17 protein-coding genes are annotated in these 15,916 nt (G+C 70.5%); 9 read left to right on the top strand and 8 right to left on the bottom strand.

Going from position 1 to position 15,916, the window contains the following annotated elements:
• Nucleotides 1-64 precede the first annotated feature (64 nt).
• Nucleotides 65-1,849 (bottom strand): phosphomethylpyrimidine synthase ThiC, encoded by a 1,785-nt coding sequence (gene thiC, locus B6R96_RS18370; protein ID WP_081522978.1) that lies wholly within the window; start codon nucleotides 1,847-1,849, stop codon nucleotides 65-67.
• A 209-nt stretch (nucleotides 1,850-2,058) separates the two neighbouring features.
• Here thiC and B6R96_RS18365 point away from each other — a divergent pair, with 209 nt between their 5' ends.
• Nucleotides 2,059-3,609, top strand: a complete 1,551-nt coding sequence (locus B6R96_RS18365; RefSeq protein WP_384818953.1) for a YibE/F family protein — start codon at nucleotides 2,059-2,061, stop codon at nucleotides 3,607-3,609.
• Between the two features lie 3 nt (nucleotides 3,610-3,612).
• Here B6R96_RS18365 and B6R96_RS18360 read toward each other — a convergent pair whose 3' ends face one another.
• From B6R96_RS18360 to B6R96_RS18345, 4 genes are all read right to left on the bottom strand, one after another.
• Nucleotides 3,613-4,062, bottom strand: a complete 450-nt coding sequence (locus B6R96_RS18360; RefSeq protein WP_030383960.1) for an SsgA family sporulation/cell division regulator — start codon at nucleotides 4,060-4,062, stop codon at nucleotides 3,613-3,615.
• A gap of 97 nt (nucleotides 4,063-4,159) precedes the next feature.
• Nucleotides 4,160-4,906: an IclR family transcriptional regulator gene (locus B6R96_RS18355; RefSeq protein ID WP_199917881.1), complete on the bottom strand. Its 747-nt coding sequence runs from the start codon at nucleotides 4,904-4,906 to the stop codon at nucleotides 4,160-4,162.
• A 295-nt stretch (nucleotides 4,907-5,201) separates the two neighbouring features.
• Nucleotides 5,202-5,429 carry a DUF5326 family protein gene (locus B6R96_RS18350; RefSeq protein ID WP_184791580.1) on the bottom strand — a complete coding sequence of 76 codons (228 nt, stop codon included), beginning with the start codon at nucleotides 5,427-5,429 and terminating at the stop codon, nucleotides 5,202-5,204.
• 143 nt (nucleotides 5,430-5,572) lie between these two features.
• A complete protein-coding gene (locus tag B6R96_RS18345) occupies nucleotides 5,573-5,890 on the bottom strand; it encodes a cupin domain-containing protein (RefSeq protein ID WP_030383957.1) in 318 nt (105 codons plus the stop codon).
• Nucleotides 5,891-5,979: 89 nt separating this feature from the next.
• Between B6R96_RS18345 and B6R96_RS18340 the strand changes: the two genes are divergently transcribed.
• From B6R96_RS18340 to B6R96_RS18320, 5 genes are all read left to right on the top strand, one after another.
• Complete coding sequence (locus B6R96_RS18340) at nucleotides 5,980-6,360, top strand: phage holin family protein (RefSeq protein WP_030383956.1); 381 nt, start codon at nucleotides 5,980-5,982, stop codon at nucleotides 6,358-6,360.
• 10 nt (nucleotides 6,361-6,370) lie between these two features.
• A complete protein-coding gene (locus B6R96_RS18335) occupies nucleotides 6,371-6,862 on the top strand; it encodes a low molecular weight protein-tyrosine-phosphatase (RefSeq protein WP_030383955.1) in 492 nt (163 codons plus the stop codon).
• Complete coding sequence (locus B6R96_RS18330) at nucleotides 6,859-8,100, top strand: cystathionine gamma-lyase (protein WP_261341246.1); 1,242 nt, start codon at nucleotides 6,859-6,861, stop codon at nucleotides 8,098-8,100. The genes B6R96_RS18335 and B6R96_RS18330 overlap by 4 nt, the downstream gene beginning before the upstream one ends.
• 188 nt (nucleotides 8,101-8,288) lie before the next feature.
• Nucleotides 8,289-9,194 carry a LysR family transcriptional regulator gene (locus B6R96_RS18325; RefSeq protein ID WP_081522976.1) on the top strand — a complete coding sequence of 302 codons (906 nt, stop codon included), beginning with the start codon at nucleotides 8,289-8,291 and terminating at the stop codon, nucleotides 9,192-9,194.
• A gap of 60 nt (nucleotides 9,195-9,254) precedes the next feature.
• Entirely contained in the window at nucleotides 9,255-9,734 is a 480-nt protein-coding gene (locus tag B6R96_RS18320) for an NUDIX domain-containing protein (protein WP_030383952.1), read from the top strand.
• 33 nt (nucleotides 9,735-9,767) lie between these two features.
• Here the strand turns inward: B6R96_RS18320 and B6R96_RS18315 are convergent, their stop codons facing one another.
• On the bottom strand, nucleotides 9,768-10,955 hold the full coding sequence (locus B6R96_RS18315; RefSeq protein WP_234437609.1) for a globin domain-containing protein: 1,188 nt from the start codon (nucleotides 10,953-10,955) through the stop codon (nucleotides 9,768-9,770).
• 142 nt (nucleotides 10,956-11,097) lie between these two features.
• Nucleotides 11,098-11,748, bottom strand: coding sequence for an HAD family hydrolase (locus B6R96_RS18310; protein WP_081522975.1), 651 nt, complete (start codon nucleotides 11,746-11,748; stop codon nucleotides 11,098-11,100).
• A gap of 165 nt (nucleotides 11,749-11,913) precedes the next feature.
• On the opposite strand from B6R96_RS18310, the gene B6R96_RS18305 reads away from it, so the two are divergent.
• Genes B6R96_RS18305 through B6R96_RS18295 form a run of 3 tightly spaced genes read left to right on the top strand, consistent with a single transcriptional unit; the run spans nucleotide 11,914 to nucleotide 14,511 of the window.
• Complete coding sequence (locus B6R96_RS18305) at nucleotides 11,914-12,807, top strand: GNAT family N-acetyltransferase (RefSeq protein WP_237291449.1); 894 nt, start codon at nucleotides 11,914-11,916, stop codon at nucleotides 12,805-12,807.
• Between the two features lie 15 nt (nucleotides 12,808-12,822).
• Nucleotides 12,823-13,284 carry a GNAT family N-acetyltransferase gene (locus B6R96_RS18300; protein WP_081522973.1) on the top strand — a complete coding sequence of 154 codons (462 nt, stop codon included), beginning with the start codon at nucleotides 12,823-12,825 and terminating at the stop codon, nucleotides 13,282-13,284.
• Nucleotides 13,285-13,341: 57 nt separating this feature from the next.
• Nucleotides 13,342-14,511 (top strand): winged helix DNA-binding domain-containing protein, encoded by a 1,170-nt coding sequence (locus tag B6R96_RS18295; protein WP_081522972.1) that lies wholly within the window; start codon nucleotides 13,342-13,344, stop codon nucleotides 14,509-14,511.
• A 15-nt stretch (nucleotides 14,512-14,526) separates the two neighbouring features.
• Here the strand turns inward: B6R96_RS18295 and B6R96_RS18290 are convergent, their stop codons facing one another.
• A complete protein-coding gene (locus tag B6R96_RS18290) occupies nucleotides 14,527-15,912 on the bottom strand; it encodes a serine hydrolase domain-containing protein (protein WP_081522971.1) in 1,386 nt (461 codons plus the stop codon).
• Nucleotides 15,913-15,916: the final 4 nt, after the last annotated feature.

Genomic DNA, 15,916 nt, shown 5'->3' with positions numbered 1-15,916 from the left:
GGACAGCGGACGGACCCGCGACTCCCCCCATGGGTCGCGGGTCCGTCCTGTGTCGCTCCCGCGCTCAGTCGGCGAGCGGCAGGTAGACGCGGCTGCCCGAAGCCGCGAACTCGGCGGACTTCTCGGCCATGCCCGCCCGGATCTCCTCGGCCTTCAGGTCGCCACCGTGCTCACGGCGGATGTCCTGCGAGATCTTCATCGAGCAGAACTTCGGGCCGCACATGGAGCAGAAGTGCGCGGTCTTGGCCGGCTCGGCCGGGAGGGTCTCGTCGTGGAACTCGCGGGCCGTGTCCGGGTCGAGGGCCAGGTTGAACTGGTCCTCCCAGCGGAACTCGAACCGCGCGTCGGACAGGGCGTCGTCCCACTCCTGGGCGCCCGGGTGGCCCTTGGCCAGGTCCGCGGCGTGCGCCGCGATCTTGTACGTGATGACGCCGGTCTTGACGTCGTCGCGGTTGGGCAGGCCCAGGTGCTCCTTGGGCGTGACGTAGCAGAGCATCGCGGTGCCCCACCAGGCGATCATCGCGGCGCCGATGCCCGAGGTGATGTGGTCGTACGCGGGCGCGACGTCCGTGGTCAGCGGGCCGAGCGTGTAGAACGGCGCCTCCTCGCAGATCTCCTGCTGGAGGTCGATGTTCTCCTTGATCTTGTGCATCGGGACGTGGCCCGGGCCCTCGATCATCGTCTGGACGTTGTGCCGCTTGGCGATCATGTTCAGCTCGCCCAGCGTCTTCAGCTCGGCGAACTGGGCCGCGTCGTTGGCGTCCGCGATCGAGCCGGGGCGCAGGCCGTCGCCGAGGGAGTACGTGACGTCGTACGTCGCGAGGATCTCGCAGAGCTCCTCGAAGTTCGTGTAGAGGAAGTTCTCCTTGTGGTGCGCCAGGCACCACGCGGCCATGATCGAGCCGCCGCGCGAGACGATGCCGGTCTTGCGACGGGCGGTCAGCGGCACGTAGGGCAGCAGCACGCCGGCGTGGACCGTCATGTAGTCGACGCCCTGCTCGGCCTGCTCGATGACCGTGTCCTTGTAGATCTCCCAGGTCAGGTCCTCGGCGCGGCCGTCGACCTTCTCCAGCGCCTGGTAGAGCGGCACGGTGCCGATCGGGACGGGGGAGTTGCGCAGCACCCACTCGCGGGTGGTGTGGATGTTGCGGCCGGTCGAGAGGTCCATGACCGTGTCGGCGCCCCACTTGGTCGCCCAGGTCATCTTGTCGACCTCCTCCTCGATGGAGGAGGTGACCGCGGAGTTCCCGATGTTGGCGTTGACCTTCACCAGGAAGCGCTTACCGATGATCATCGGCTCGATCTCGGGGTGGTTCACGTTCGCCGGAAGTACCGCGCGACCTGCGGCAATCTCCTCGCGGACGACCTCGGGGGAGACGTTCTCGCGGATCGCGACGTACTCCATCTCCGGGGTGATCTCACCGCGGCGGGCGTACGCGAGCTGCGTGACGGCGGCGCCGCCCCGGCCGCGGCGGGGCTGCCGGGGGCGGCCGGGGAAGACGGCGTCGAGGTTCTTGAGGCCGCCGCGCGGCGAGGTGTGCTTGATGCCGTCGTCCTCGGGGCGCACGGGGCGGCCCGCGTACTCCTCGGTGTCACCGCGGCTGATGATCCAGTTCTCGCGGAGCGGCGCGAGGCCGCGGCGGACGTCGGTCTCGATCTGCGGGTCGGTGTACGGGCCGGACGTGTCGTAGAGCGTCACGTCCTTGCCGTTGGTGAGGTGGACCTGGCGGACCGGCACCCGGAGGTCGGGCCGGGAGCCCGCCAGGTATCCCTTGTGCCAGCCGGGCTGGCGCTCGGTCCCGTCGGCGTCCTGGCTGACGGCAGGCGTGCGTGCATCCTGAATGGTCATGAGACCTGATCTCCCTACGCCGGCATTACCCGGTAACAGGTTCGGCGGTCGACGCAGCCTCTTCCCGTACGCATCCGTGATGCTCGTACGGTGATCAGCGTCCTCTCAGCCCGGTGCTCCGAGCTCCCGCGTTGTGCAAAGGTGCCCCCACGCTAGCGTCATCCATGGCGTGCTGAACAGTGGGCCCCCTCATCTCTTGCGATGATCTGCTGGTGACGCCCTCGCCGCAGCCCCCCACCGAGCCCACAGCCACCCATGGCCACAACGGCCACGACGGCCACGAGCACGACGGCCACGAGCACGGGAGCCCCGGACGGTCCGCCGGACACGCGCCGGGGCAGTCCGGCGGTCATTCAAACGGCCATGCAAACGGTCCTTCCGACGGACACTCCGGCGGACACCCCGACGGACACTCCGGCGGACACCCCGGCGGACACTCCGGCGGTCACGCCTCGGCGGGGCATGCCCACGGCCACGGCCACAGCCACAGCCACGGGCCGGCCGCCCCCGTCTCGAAGCACCTGCGCAAGGTCATCGCCGCCGTCCTGATCCCCTTCGCGGCCGCCGTCTTCATCGGCATGGCGGTGCTGTGGCCGGGCGGCGCCCCCGACCACGAGCGCAGCGGGGTGGGCTTCGACCGGCAGACCCAGCAGGGCGTGGTCACCACGCTCGAACAGGTCGACTGCAAGTCCGTGAACGCCGCCCAGGTACCGACGACCGCGGCCCCCTCCACCCCCTCGGGCCGCCAGGCACAGGCCGAGCAGACCGGCGAGTGCAAGAAGGCCACCGTCGAGGTCACCAGCGGCCCGGACAAGGGCCGCACCTTCGTGGAGATCGTCCAGCCGGGTGCGCCGCGCCAGTTGGAGGACGGCCAGGAGGTGGTGGTGGCGTACGCGCCGGACGCCCCGCGGGACCTCCAGTACTCGGTGATCGACGTCAACCGCAAGCTCCCGATGGCGCTGCTGGCCGGCATCTTCGCGGTCGCGGTCGTCGTCGTCGGGCGGATGCGCGGGCTGTTCGCGCTGATCGCGCTGGTGGTCAGCTTCGGCGTGCTGACCCTCTTCATCCTCCCGGCCATCCTGCAGGGCTCGAACCCGCTGGTGGTCGCGGTGATCGGGGCGAGCGCGATCATGCTGATCGCGCTCTACATGTGCCACGGGCTGACCGCCCGTACCTCGGTGGCCGTTCTCGGCACGCTCGTCTCGCTGCTGCTGATCGGGCTGCTCGGTTCGGGCTTCATCGACTGGGCGTTCCTCAGCGGCAACACCGATGACAACACCGGGCTGATCCACGGGCTGTACCCGGACATCGACATGAGCGGTTTGCTGCTCGCAGGTGTGATCATCGGATCGCTGGGCGTGCTCGACGACGTGACGGTCACCCAGACCTCGGCGGTGTGGGAACTGCGCCAGGCGGACCCCTCGATGGGACCGCGGGCCCTCTACCGGGCGGCCATCAGGATCGGCCGCGACCACATCGCATCGGTGGTCAACACGCTGGTGCTGGCCTACGCGGGTGCCGCGCTGCCCCTGCTCCTGCTGTTCTCCATCGCGAACAGCAGCATGGGTTCGGTGGCCAACAGCGAGCTGGTGGCGGAGGAGATCGTACGGACCCTCGTGGGCTCGATCGGGCTGGTGGCCTCGGTCCCCGTGACCACGGCGCTGGCCGCGCTGGTGGTTTCTGCCGACCGACCGGGATCCCCGGCCGGCGTGCCGGCCACGGGGCCGGTCCGCGGCCGGGGCCGGCGGCGCAAGCGCTGAAGGTCAGCCGGCGTTCTGCTCGTTCTGGTGCGATTCAGCAAGGATCTTGACGAGGGCCTCGTCGAGGTTCTCCTCGAAGTCGCCCAGGTTGCGCTCCTGTCCGAGCGGAACGATCCGGTCGGTGCGGTCGAGGAACGCGACGAGCGGAGCCGCGCTGGCCCGGAACAGGGCCCGGTCGCCGCCGACCTGGAGTCGGATGTGGACGTCGGAAAGATCTTCGGGGTGGGTGGGGGCGATGTGCACATCGCCGTCACCGCATGGCTTGTTGATGCCGTCGAGGAGAAGTTCCCGGCCGAACGCCCAGGTCACGGGCGCATCTCCGGGAAGGTGGAAGGTCAGGCGGACTGCGTAGGGGTCGCGTGCGTCGTACCGGAGTTCCACCGGAATCCGGAACGAGAGCTCCTCGGAAACGAGGAAGCTCATCATGACCTCTGCCTGTACCGACTCGCGCATTGACTACCCCGCTGTAGTTGAAGTGGCCAGGAATGATCCCCCAGGACCCACTTGACAAGAGTGGTGGAAGCGGTAGCAGATCACAAGGAGTGAGTTTTCAGATACTGATAGAGAACGAGAGGGTGCTCAACAGCGCGCCTACTTCACTCCGTAGCCGATCGACTACATAGAGCAATCGGTCTTCTTGGTGGAGGGGTAGAGAAATAGCCATGGTCGCGGCCGTATCGCCGGCCGTAATGGGGATGGCGGCGCAGATGGTGCCCAGGGCATATTCCTGGCGCTCGATCACCGGCTGCATTCGCCCGAGGGTCGCGATCCGGTTTTCCAGGGACCGCAGATCCCGCACCGTATAAGGGGTGATGGCCTCGACCGGATGGCGGTCGTAGTAGTCCTTGCGCGTCTTCTCGTCGAGTTGCCCGAGCAGGCACTGCCCGATGGCGTGCGCATGGCCGGTCGCCCGGAAGTCGGCCCACTCCTCGCAGGCCGGGCTGGCCGGGGTGTCCGAGACACCCACGACCTCGATCTCACCCTCGCGGTAGACCGCGAAGTAGACGGGGGCCCCGACGGCGTCGCGGAAGTGCGCGAGGGAGTCGAGGATCATGCTGCGACGTTTCTGCTGTAGTCCCCCACCGGCGAGCCGACCCGCAGCCTCGCCCAGTACGAAGACTCCTCTCGCTCTGCGCAGATAGCCCTCGTGCGTGAGGGTGCGCAGCAGGTGGTACGCGGTGGGAAGCGGGAGCCCGGCCTCGCGAGCCAGCTGTTTCGCCGGGGCTCCCTCGCTATGGGACCCCGCCGCTTCGAGCAGCCTCAGCGCGCGCTGCACCGAACCGATCAGAGTCGGCACACCGGCATTGTGAACCGGAGACAAAGCTCACCCCCAGGCGTGGCGGCGGGCCGTTGGGGAGGCCCGCCCTGCGGGGGCCGCCCCCGCGCGTGCCGTGGCTCCTGGGGGTCGTACTCGGCGGCTCGTTTTCATCGCCGCAGGTCAGGGCGGCAGGGCGGAGCGGCGGTACCGGCTTTCGGTGCCCAGGGAACGGCACAGATTGCCACTCTATCCACCGATTCCGGGGAGGTGAGCGGTTTGGCGAGTCATGTTCCCTCACCTGGCTCAATCCCGGGACCACCCGGACCGCTCCCGCCTACCACTCTCCGGAGGAGGACTTCGATCCGCTGCCGCTGAACTTCTTCACCAGGAAGATCAGTCCGCCGACGAGGCCGACGAAGAGGAGCAGCTTGAAGACGAAGCCGATCAGCGCGCCCAGGATGCTGGTGATCACACCGCCGAAGACGAAGAGCGCCAGCAACGGAACCGCGACCCACTTAACCCACCAGGGCATACCTGCGAATATCTGTCGGATGCCGTCCATGTCCTCGACCTCTTCCTCGTCCGTGACTTCCTGCTCCCGATGCTAGGAGTCCACGGACTCGGATCGGGGCCCGCGAGCCCCCGGAGTCCCCTGATCCGCCCCTTAGGGGGATCAGGGCCGCGACCCTCATCCACCCGTGCCGCTCAGCTCTCCGGCGGGGAGAACACCACCATCACCTTCAGGTCCTCGGTGATGTGGTGGAACTTGTGCGGGACACCGGCCGGGACGTAGACGACGCTGCCGCGCGCCACGGTCGTCGTCTCCTCCCCGACCGTGATCGAGGCCCGCCCGCTGACGACGAAGTACACCTCGTCCTGCCGGTGCGGGAGCTGCGGATCGATCTGTCCGGCATCGAGCGCGTACAGCCCGACCGACATGTTCCGCTCGCGCAGGAACTGCAGATAGGCGCCGTCGTTGGCGGCCCGCTCCGCTTCGAGATCGTCAAGCCGGAAGGCTTTCATCGTCGTTGCGCCCCTTGTACTCGATCGTTCCATCGCATCCGCTGATCTGCGGATGTTCCACCAGGATCTTCTCTGCCACGATCAGACACATGACGAATTTCGTAGTCAAGACGCTCGCCAACGCGGCGGCCCTGGCCGTCGCCATCTGGCTGCTTTCCGGCATCACCCTCGACGACGGCAGCAGCACGGGCCGCCGGACACTCACCCTGATCCTGGTCGCACTGGTCTTCGGCCTGGTCAACCTGCTCGTCAAGCCGGTGGTGAAGCTGTTCTCACTGCCGCTGTTCGTCCTGACCCTGGGTCTGTTCACCCTCGTGGTGAACGCCCTGATGCTGCTGCTCACCTCCTGGCTGGCCGGCAAGCTGGACCTCAGCTTCCACGTCGACGGTTTCTGGACCGCGATCCTCGGTGGCCTGATCATCTCGATCGTCTCCTGGGCCGTGAACATGGTCCTGCCCGAAAAGAACTGAACGGGCGGACATGTATCGCGTCTGCTTCGTCTGCACGGGCAACATATGCCGCTCCCCCATGGCCGAGTCCGTCTTCCGCGCCCACGTGGCGGCGGCCGGGCTCGACACCCTGGTCGAGGTGGACAGCGCCGGAACCGGCGGCTGGCACGAGGGGGACGGGGCCGACCCCCGCACCATCGCCGTCCTGGACGCGGCCGGCTACGAACAGGACCACCGGGCACGCCAGTTCCGCTCCTCCTGGTTCGCCCGCCTGGACCTCGTCATCGCGCTCGACGCCGAGCACCAAAGGGACCTCCGGGCGCTCGCGCCCACTGCGCAGGACGCCGCAAAGGTGCGGCTGCTGCGGTCCTACGATCCAGCGGCCTCGGCCGCGCAGACCGACGTACCGGATCCCTACTACGGGCCGCTCGACGGATTCGAGGAGTGCCTGGAGCTGGTCGAGGCCGCGAGCCCCGGTCTGCTGGACGCCGTACGTGATGCCGTGAAGGAGCACCCCGCGTGAACGACTACGCCCCCCAGGAGTCCGGACCGGCCGGCTCGGCCGCGTCCGGGCCCGCCCCTGCCCGGACCGCCTCTGCCCGCCCGGCCGCCGGCCGCCCGGCCGCCGGCGCCCCGGCCGCTTTCGGTGACGGCACCCGGGCCGTCCGGGCCGGACTGCCCGAGGCCGTCAAGAACGAGCCGCCGCTGCCCGGACCGGTCTTCGCCGCCCACTTCCACCTCCCGGGCGATGTCGAGGGCCCGTACGCCTACGGCCGCGACACCAACCCCACCTGGACCCTGCTGGAACGGGCCATCGGGGAACTGGAGGCTCCCGGCGAGGACGTGCACACCATCGTCTTCGCCTCCGGCATGGCGGCGGTCTCTGCCGTCCTCCTCTCCCAGGCGCACACCGGCGACACGGTGGTCCTGCCCGACGACGGCTACCAGGCGCTGCCCCTGCTGCGGGAGCAGCTGGAGGCGTACGGGATCCACGTGCGTACCGCGCCGACCGGCGACGACGCCCAGCTCGCAGCCCTCGACGGAGCCCGGCTGCTGTGGATCGAGACCCCGTCCAATCCCGGCCTCGACGTGTGCGACGTCCGCCGCCTCGTGGACGCGGCGCACGCCGGCGGGACCCTGGTCGCCGTCGACAACACCCTGGCCACCCCGCTCGGGCAGCGGCCCCTGGAGCTGGGGGCGGACTTCTCGGTGGCGAGCGGCACCAAGGGCCTCACCGGCCACGGTGACGTCCTGCTCGGCTACGTCGTCTGCCGCGATCCGGAGCTCGCCGCCCGGGTCCGGCGGTGGCGCAAGATCGTCGGCGCGATCCCGGGCCCCATGGAGGCCTGGCTCGCCCACCGCTCCCTCGCCACGATCCAGCTGCGTGCCCAGCGCCAGTGGGCCAACGCCCTCGCCGTCGCAGAGGCGTTGACGCACCGCACCGACGTCAGCGGGCTGCGCTACCCGGGGCTGCCCACGGACCGCTCCCACAAGACGGCCGCCCGGCAGATGCGCGGCTTCGGCTCGGTGGTCTCCTTCACGCTGCCCGACCGCGCGCACGCGGAGCGATTCATGGCCGCCCTGCACCTGGTCGAGGACGCCACGAGTTTCGGCGGGGTACGGTCCACCGCCGAGCGGCGCGGACGGTGGGGCGGCGACGCCGTGCCGGAGGGCTTCATCCGCTTCTCCGCCGGGGCCGAGGACACCGAGGACCTCGTCGCGGACGTGCTGCGTGCCCTCGACCACGCGGGCCCGGCCTGACCGGCGAGGGACCCCCGCGGCTGGGCGACGGTCCGAGCCTCCCCCCTAGTGGCTCGGACCGCCCCTGGTTCCGCGCGCGAAGAACCATGTGACAAGGCTAATTGACTCTGTGTCAGAGTCCAATCACGGTAACGACAGGGACCTATCTGCATATTTATAGTTGAAGGCCCCCACCGAGAGGTGCCGCGATGGACCTGACCCTGCTGCGCACCTTCGTCGCCGTCCACCGGGCCGGCTCGTTCACGCGCGCCGCCAGCCTCCTCGGCCTGTCGCAGCCCGCCGTCACCTCCCAGATCCGCACCTTGGAACGCCAGTTGGGGCGGCCCCTCTTCCACCGCCGGGCGCGTGGCGTCACCCCCACCGCCGTCGGTGACGAACTGGCCCACAAAGCCGCCCCGCACCTCGACGCCCTGCTGCGGATCACCGAGGCCGAGCGGGAGGCCGCCGGCGCGTTACGCACGCTCCACGTCGCCGGACCCCCCGAGGTCCTGAGCCTGCGCGTGCTGCCCGCCCTCGCCCTCCTCGTCGGCCAGGGCCACACCCTGCGCGCCGCCCCGCAGACCGACGCGGAAGCGGCCCTCGACGGGCTCGCCGCGGGCCACCACGACCTCGTCGTCACCACCGCCCATCCCCGGGGCGGTCTCTTCTCCGCCACCGCGCTGTGCGACGAGGAGCACGTCCTGGTCGCCGCGCCCTACTGGGCCGCTCTCGTCGACAGGGACCGGCTGCGAGCGGAGGGGCCCACCGCCCTGGAGGGCATCCCGCTCGTCGAGGTCCACGAGAGCCTGCCGCTCGTCGCCCGGTACTGGGCCGCCGTCTTCGAGACAGCGCCCGATGCCCGGTCCCTGGCCGCCACCGTGGTCGTACCCGACCTGAGGGCAGTACTGGAATGTGTCCGGGCCGGTGCCGGACTCGCCGTCCTGCCCCGCTACCTGTGCCAGGAGGCCCTCGACAGCGGTCGGGTCGTCGCGCTGGCGGAGCCCGCGGTGCCGCCGCTGCGCACGTGGTTCCTGGTCGTACGGACCGGGAGCCTGGCCCTGGCCCACCTCGCCCGGGCCCACGATCGGCTGCTGGATGCCGCCGTGCACTGGTGAGCCCCTTCTTTTCGGCCCGTGGCGCGTTTCAGAAGCGGAGTGGTGGGCCACTCTTCTCCCATGACCGAACGTCCCGTGGTCAAACGCACCGCCCGCGCGATCCTGCTCGACGGTGACGACCTGATCCTCATCAAACGCACCAGGCCCGGCGTCGATCCGTACTGGCTCACCCCCGGCGGGGGAGTGGAGCCCTCGGACTCCACCGTCGTCGATGCCCTTCACCGGGAGGTCCACGAAGAACTCGGCGCGAAGATCACCGATGTGGTGCCCTGCTTCGTCGACACCGTCGAGCACATCGCCGACCGGGGGGTGACCGGCGTGAAGGTGCAGCACTTCTTCGTCTGCCGCCTCGAATCGATGGACCCGAACCTCCGGCACGGCCCCGAAATCGATCAGCCCGAGGGCGAGTACGAGATCGTCCGCGTGCCCTTCAGCCGGGTGGGCATCGCCGCCGTCCATCTCGTCCCGCTGTCCCTGCGGCACTACCTCGACGGCAACATCGAGGGCGTACGCGCCATGCACGCTCCCGACCTGGGCTGAGAGTGGACTGAGACCGGCGGGCTGCCTCCGGTCTCAGCCGGCGATGCCCGCCAGTTCCTCGACCGCGTCGTGCCGGATCCGCTCGCAGGGAATCCCGATCCGAAGGAGCTCGTCCACTCCGTTGCGGATCATCGCCGGCGGACCCGAGATGAAGGCGTCGTACGAGCTCCACGGGCCGTGCTCGCCCACTGCCTGCGGCAGCTGCCCGGCCAGTCCGTCACCGACCACCGGGCGCACCGACAGCCACGGGTGCGAGCGCTGGAGTCCCAGCAGGGTGTCCTTGTCGTAGAGGTCGCTGTCACTGCGGGCCCCGAAGAACACTTCCACCGGCCGCCGCTCACCGTGTTCGGCCACGTCCTCGATCAGCGCCTTGATCGGAGCGATTCCGGTGCCCCCGCCGAGACACAGCATGCCGTTGTCCGTGGAGTGGTCCACCACCATCGACCCCGCCGGCGGACCGAGGCGCAGTACGTCCCCGGGGCGGGCGTGGCGCACCAGCGCGTTGGACACCCAGCCGGCGGGGACGGCCTTGACGTGGAAGGACAGCAGTCCGTCGGCGCGCGGCGCCGAGGCGAAGGAGTAGTGCCGCCACACCCGCGGCCACCACGGAGTCTCCAGGCTCGCGTACTGGCCGGCCACGAAGGCGTAGGGCTGGTCGGGGCGGACGGTGAGCACGGCGATGTCCGGGGTGCGCAGATCGTGGGAGACCACCTCCGCGTGCCACCACGCGGGAGCCTTCACCTCGTCCTCCGCCGCCGCGTCGATCATGATCTGGGAGATCGCGGTGTACGCCCGCACCCAGGCGGCCTGCGTCTCCGGGCCCCAGCTGTTGTACGCGTACCGGGCCAGCGCTCCGACGAGGGCCTCGCCCACCGCGGGATAGTGACCGGCCATGGTGCCGTACTTGCGGTGCCCCGTACCCAGTCGGCGGAGGTAGGGGACGAGTACGTCGGGGTTGTCGATGTGCTCGGCGGCGGTCAGCAGCGCCTTCAGCAGCCGGTCGCGCTGGGCATCCATGGCTGCGGGGAACATGCCCCGCACTTCCGGGTGCCCGGTGAACACCAGAGCGTAGAAGTACGAGGTCACCCTGTCGGCGACGGGGGCGATTTCCGCGAGGGTCCGGCGGATGAGTACGGCATCCGGTGAGGGCTCGGTCGCGCCGCCCTCGCCGGGTATCCGGGCCGGTTCGCGTCTGGCCGATCTGGTGGGCGGAGCGTCCATGCGGTGCCTCGCTTCGAGCATCTCGGTCGGTCTGCACACGCCACGGCCTATGAATCCGTGGTTCCGGGTTTCACAGCGTGCCAGCCGGCTCAGAGGCCTGCGGGGAAACGCGGAAAATCCGCGTTTCGAACCCACTTTCCTCCTAAGATGCGTCAACTCCCGGGCGCGTCAGCCCTACAAGCTGGTATGCCTCGCGCAAATCCCGACCCTCGTAGACATGGGTGGCCCGCTCGGCCAGAAAAGGCCGCGCATTGACCGCCACCGAGATCGGCACCACGTCGAAGAGCATCGCGTCGGTCACCGAATCCCCGTACGCGACACAGTCGCTCCGGCTCACACCGAACTCCGCGCAGAGCCGGTCCGCCACCCGGACCTTGCCCTCGGGCGTCAGGATCCCCGACTCCTCCACGGGTCGCGTGAAGGGCACCTCCGGGTAGACCGACCCGTGCGCGGCGTGCGCACCCCATTCCAGCAGCATCTCCACGAAGAAGGAGGGCGACAGGGAGATCACGGCGCAGTAGTCCCCGCGGTCCCGGATCTCCTGCCACACGTCCCGGATTCCGGTGAGCCAGGGAGCCCCGTCGAACGCGGCCCGTACGTGCGCGGGCGTCAGCTCGGTCCACAGCGCGTGCGCGGCCACCGAGAACTGGTGCGGCCCCATCTTCTGCGCGCCGAAGGCCCGTTCCAGCTCGGCGATCTCGGCGCTCAGCCCGAGCTGCCGGGAGATCTCGACCGGCGCCGCCGAGCCGTACATCAGCGTCCCGTCGAGATCGAAGAGGTGCAGGAGAGTCATAGCCAGTGAGGCTAGCCGGTCCGTTTCACGTGAAACACCGTGTTTCACGTGAAACATCGTCCGGCGGCTCGAGCCCGGGTATCCGGTGTTTCACGTGAAACATCCTCCCGAACATCCACCCCAAATCCTCTGGACGGCTCCCGGTCCATGATCCAGTCTGGGCCGGTGACACCACCACACATCACCGATCTACCGATCCGGGCGCTGACCGTGGACGATCTCCACCGCTGCGCCGACCTGTCCGAAGATCGCGGATGGCTCCGCGAGGACCACAAGTGGCGTCTGCTCCTCGCCGCCGGAACCGGCTACGGCGTCGATGCCCCGGACGGCCGGGGGCTCGCTGCCTCCTGTGTCGTCACCCGGTACGGCACCACACACGCCGGACCGGAGCTCGCCGCCATCGGCATGGTCCTCGTGGCCGCCCGCTTCGCCCGCCAGGGTCTGGGCCGCCGCCTGATGGCGCACGTCTGCAACGACGTACTCAAGGGCGTCCCCCTCACCCTGCACGCCACCCCGTACGGGCGCCCCCTCTACGAGGAGCTCGGCTTCAAGACGACCGGACGCGCCGAGATGCTGATGGGCGCCTTTCGGCATGAGGGCACCCCCGGGGCGTACGGCACCGCCCGGGTCCGGCCGGCCAACGCCGAGGACCTCCCCCGGATCCTGCGTCTGGACGCGGAAGTCTTCGGAACCGACCGCACGCACATGATCACCCGGCTGCCGGCCTTCGCGGACCGCTTGGTCGTTGCCGAGGACCCCTCCGGGAACGGCGCCCTCACCGGCTATGCAGCGGCCTGGCCCAATATGGACACACAGGTCATCGGCCCGTTGATCGCCCAGGACACCGCGACCGCACAGTCCCTGATCAGCGCGCTCGCTGTGGGTACCGACCGGGTGCTGCGCACCGACGTCGACGTACGGCACGAGGAACTCCTCGCCTGGCTCAAGGACCGCGGACTGGCCTCCGTGGCCTTCAACGCCGTCATGACCCGCGACCTCCCCGGCCTGCCCGGCGACTGGACCCGCCGCTGGGCACCGCTCACCGTGGCCGCGGGCTGAGAGGAACACGCCATCGTGACCAACCTTCCTGAGCTGACGATCCGGCCCGCCACGGCAGCCGATGTACCCGCCGTCGTGGCCATGCTGGCCGACGACCCGCTCGGCGCCACCCGCGAGTCCCCGGACGACCTCGCCCCGTACCTCGCGGCCCTGAAGCGCCTCACCGACGACCCGAACCAGCACCTGGTCGTCGCCGTCCGCGCCGACCGTGTCGTGGGCACCCTCCAGCTGACGATCGTCCCGGGACTCTCCCGCCGGGGAGCCACCCGCGCCATCATCGAGGGCGTCCGCGTACACGCCGAGGAGCGCGGCAGCGGCCTGGGCACCCGGTTCATCGAATGGGCCGTCGAGAAGTCCCGTGCCGAGAACTGCTCGCTCGTACAGCTGACTTCGGACGCGACCCGGACCGACGCCCATCGCTTCTACGAACGGCTCGGGTTCACCGCCTCGCACGTCGGGTTCAAGCTCCAGCTCTGACCGCTCGTTCCGGCAAGCCGGGCCGCCGCGTCGGCGGCCCGGCCTACGATCGGGAGGATGAGCCTCCCCCTCGTCACCACCGCCGAACGCCGCCACCGGCTCGGCCGGCGCCACCGCCTGGCTCCGTCGGCCCGCGCAGCGACGGTGGCGCAGGCCGCGGACTCCGTCGTCGCCCTGCACGCCACGGATGCCGCGACCGTCTTCCTCTCGGCCCGGGCCCGGCTCACCGAGGGTGGCCCGGACCTGATCGAGCGGGCACTCTACGAGGACGTCAGCCTGGTGCGCCTGCTGAGCATGCGCAACACGCTCTTCGCGGTCTCCGCCGAACTCGCCCCGCACGTCGACTCCTCCACCGCCCGCGCGATCGCCGTGAAGGAACGCCGCACCCTCCTCAAACACCTCGACGAGGACGGGCAGGGGCTCGACGCCGCCTGGCTGGCCCGCGCCGAGGCGGCCGCGCTCGCCGCACTCGACGCCCACGGCCCCTCCACCGGGAGCCAGCTGTCCGCGGCCGTACCCGCACTGCGGCAGAAGATCACCATCGGTCGCGGCAAGAAGTACGAAACCGAGCAGGGGATCACCACCCGCGTCATCCGCCTGCTCGCCGCCGACGGGCGGATCCGCCGCGACCGGCCGCGCGGCTCGTGGACCTCCAGCCAGTACCGCTGGGTCCACACCGAGCCCTGGCCCGCTCTGCCCGCCGCCGAGTCCCGTACGGAGATCGCCCGCCGCTGGCTCCGTGCCTACGGCCCCGCCACCGAGGCCGACCTCAAGTGGTGGACCGGATGGACCCTCACGGACACCCGCAAGGCCCTCGCCGCCGTGGGACCCGACCAGGTCCGACTCGAGGACGGCACCACCGCGCTCGTCAGCCCCGGGGACACCGCCCCCGAACCGGCACCCGAGCCCTGGGCCGCGCTGCTGCCCGGCCTCGACCCCACCGCCATGGGCTGGGCCGACCGCAGTTTCCACCTCGACCCCGCCCACCGGAGCGCCCTGTTCGACTACGCCGGCAACATCGGTCCCACCGTGTGGTGGAACGGCGAGATCGTCGGCGGCTGGGCACAGCGCTCCGACGGCGAGATCGTCTTGCGGCTGCTGGCCGACCCCGGCCGCGCCGCCGAAGGAGCGATCACCGCCGAGGCCGCCCGGCTCGCCGCATGGGTGGGAGACGCCCGGATCACCCCGCGCTTCCGCACCCCGCTGGAGCGTGAACTCGTCGCCTGAACCCGCCCCGAACCGTCAGCCGATACCCCGCCAGCCCTGCGGGTCCACCCCGCCGGGCACCGGGGCGTCTGCGTCGTAGGGCTCCCGGGTGAAGACGAAGGACGCCAGATCGAGATGGCTCACCGAGCCGTCCGCGCGGCGCACCGCACGCAGCGTCTCACCGGCGTAGTAGCCGGAGAGCCCGGTCCAGGTGCCGTCCGGCTCGGCCCGGAAGCGAGCCGTGCGCCCGGCGGCGCCCACCGGGCCCAGGTGCAGCAGCCCGTCCGCGCCCAGGCGCACCACCTGGGCCGAAGTGCCCCAGTACCAGGGGCCGCACACCTCCAGCGGCACCCGGTCCGACTCCAGGAACGGTCGCCACTGCCGCGGGAAGGGCGGCTCGGCATCCGCCACGATTCCCACGAGCTCCGCCGCCACCGTCGAGGCCGGCAGCCCCGAGGTGCAGTTCGCCAGCACCACGGCCGCCACGTCGTCGGCCTCGCTCAGCCACAGACCCGCGACGAAGCCGGGCAGCGAACCGCTGTGCCCCGCGAGCCTGCGGGCGCCGACGGCCATCAGCTGCATGCCCAGCCCGTAGCCCGCCTCGGCGAGGCCCGGCTCCGGGGGTGCGGCCGCCGTGCGCATCTCCCGTACGGACTCGGCGCTCAGGACGCGCTCGTCGCCGCGCAGGAGGAAGTCGGCGAACCGTGCCAGGTCCCGCGTCGTGGACCACAGTTGGCCGGCCGCGGCCATGAGCCCCAGGTCCTCCAGCGGCTCGGGCATCATCACGTCCGCCCAGGGATGCACCGCCCAGCCACCCGCGTGCGGGGCTTGCGGCAGTGCGCTCGTACGCCCCAGCCCCAGGGGTTCCAGCACCTCGGCCCGCAGCACCTCTTCCCAGGGCCTGCCGCGCAGGGCTTCGACCAGCGAACCCAGCAGGGTGTAACCGGGGTTGGAGTAGTGGTGCCGGCTGCCGGGCGTGACCCTGAACGGGTCCTCCCCCAGCACGTCGGCGAGTCGGGGCCGCTGCGCGCCGGGGGTCCGCTCCCACCACTCGCCGGGCGTCTCCGCCGCCAACCCGCCGGTGTGGGACAGCAGTTGGGCAATGGTCACCCGGCCGGCCGCGGTGCCCGGCAGGTGCTTGTCCAGGGGATCGGTGAGCGCGAGCAGGCCTTCGTCCCGCAGCCGCATCACGAGGACCGCCGTGAACGTCTTGGTGATCGACCCGATCCGGTACTGGACGTCGCCGTCCGGACCATGCCCCTCGACCGAGGTCCGTGAGCCCTCCCAGACCACTTCACCGCCGCGCAGGACGGCCGCCACCACGGACGGCGCCCGCCCTTCGCTCTGCGCGACCGCGATCCTGTGCCGCAGCGCGCGCCGCGTCGAAGGAAGGAGTTCCAGGCCCTCAGCAAGCTCATCCATGATC

The sequence above is a fragment of the Streptomyces sp. Sge12 genome (assembly GCF_002080455.1).
Taxonomy (GTDB): Bacteria; Actinomycetota; Actinomycetes; order Streptomycetales; family Streptomycetaceae; genus Streptomyces.
The sequence above is the reverse complement of the archived record's forward strand: the minus strand, read 5'-3'. Positions and strand labels throughout refer to the sequence as shown.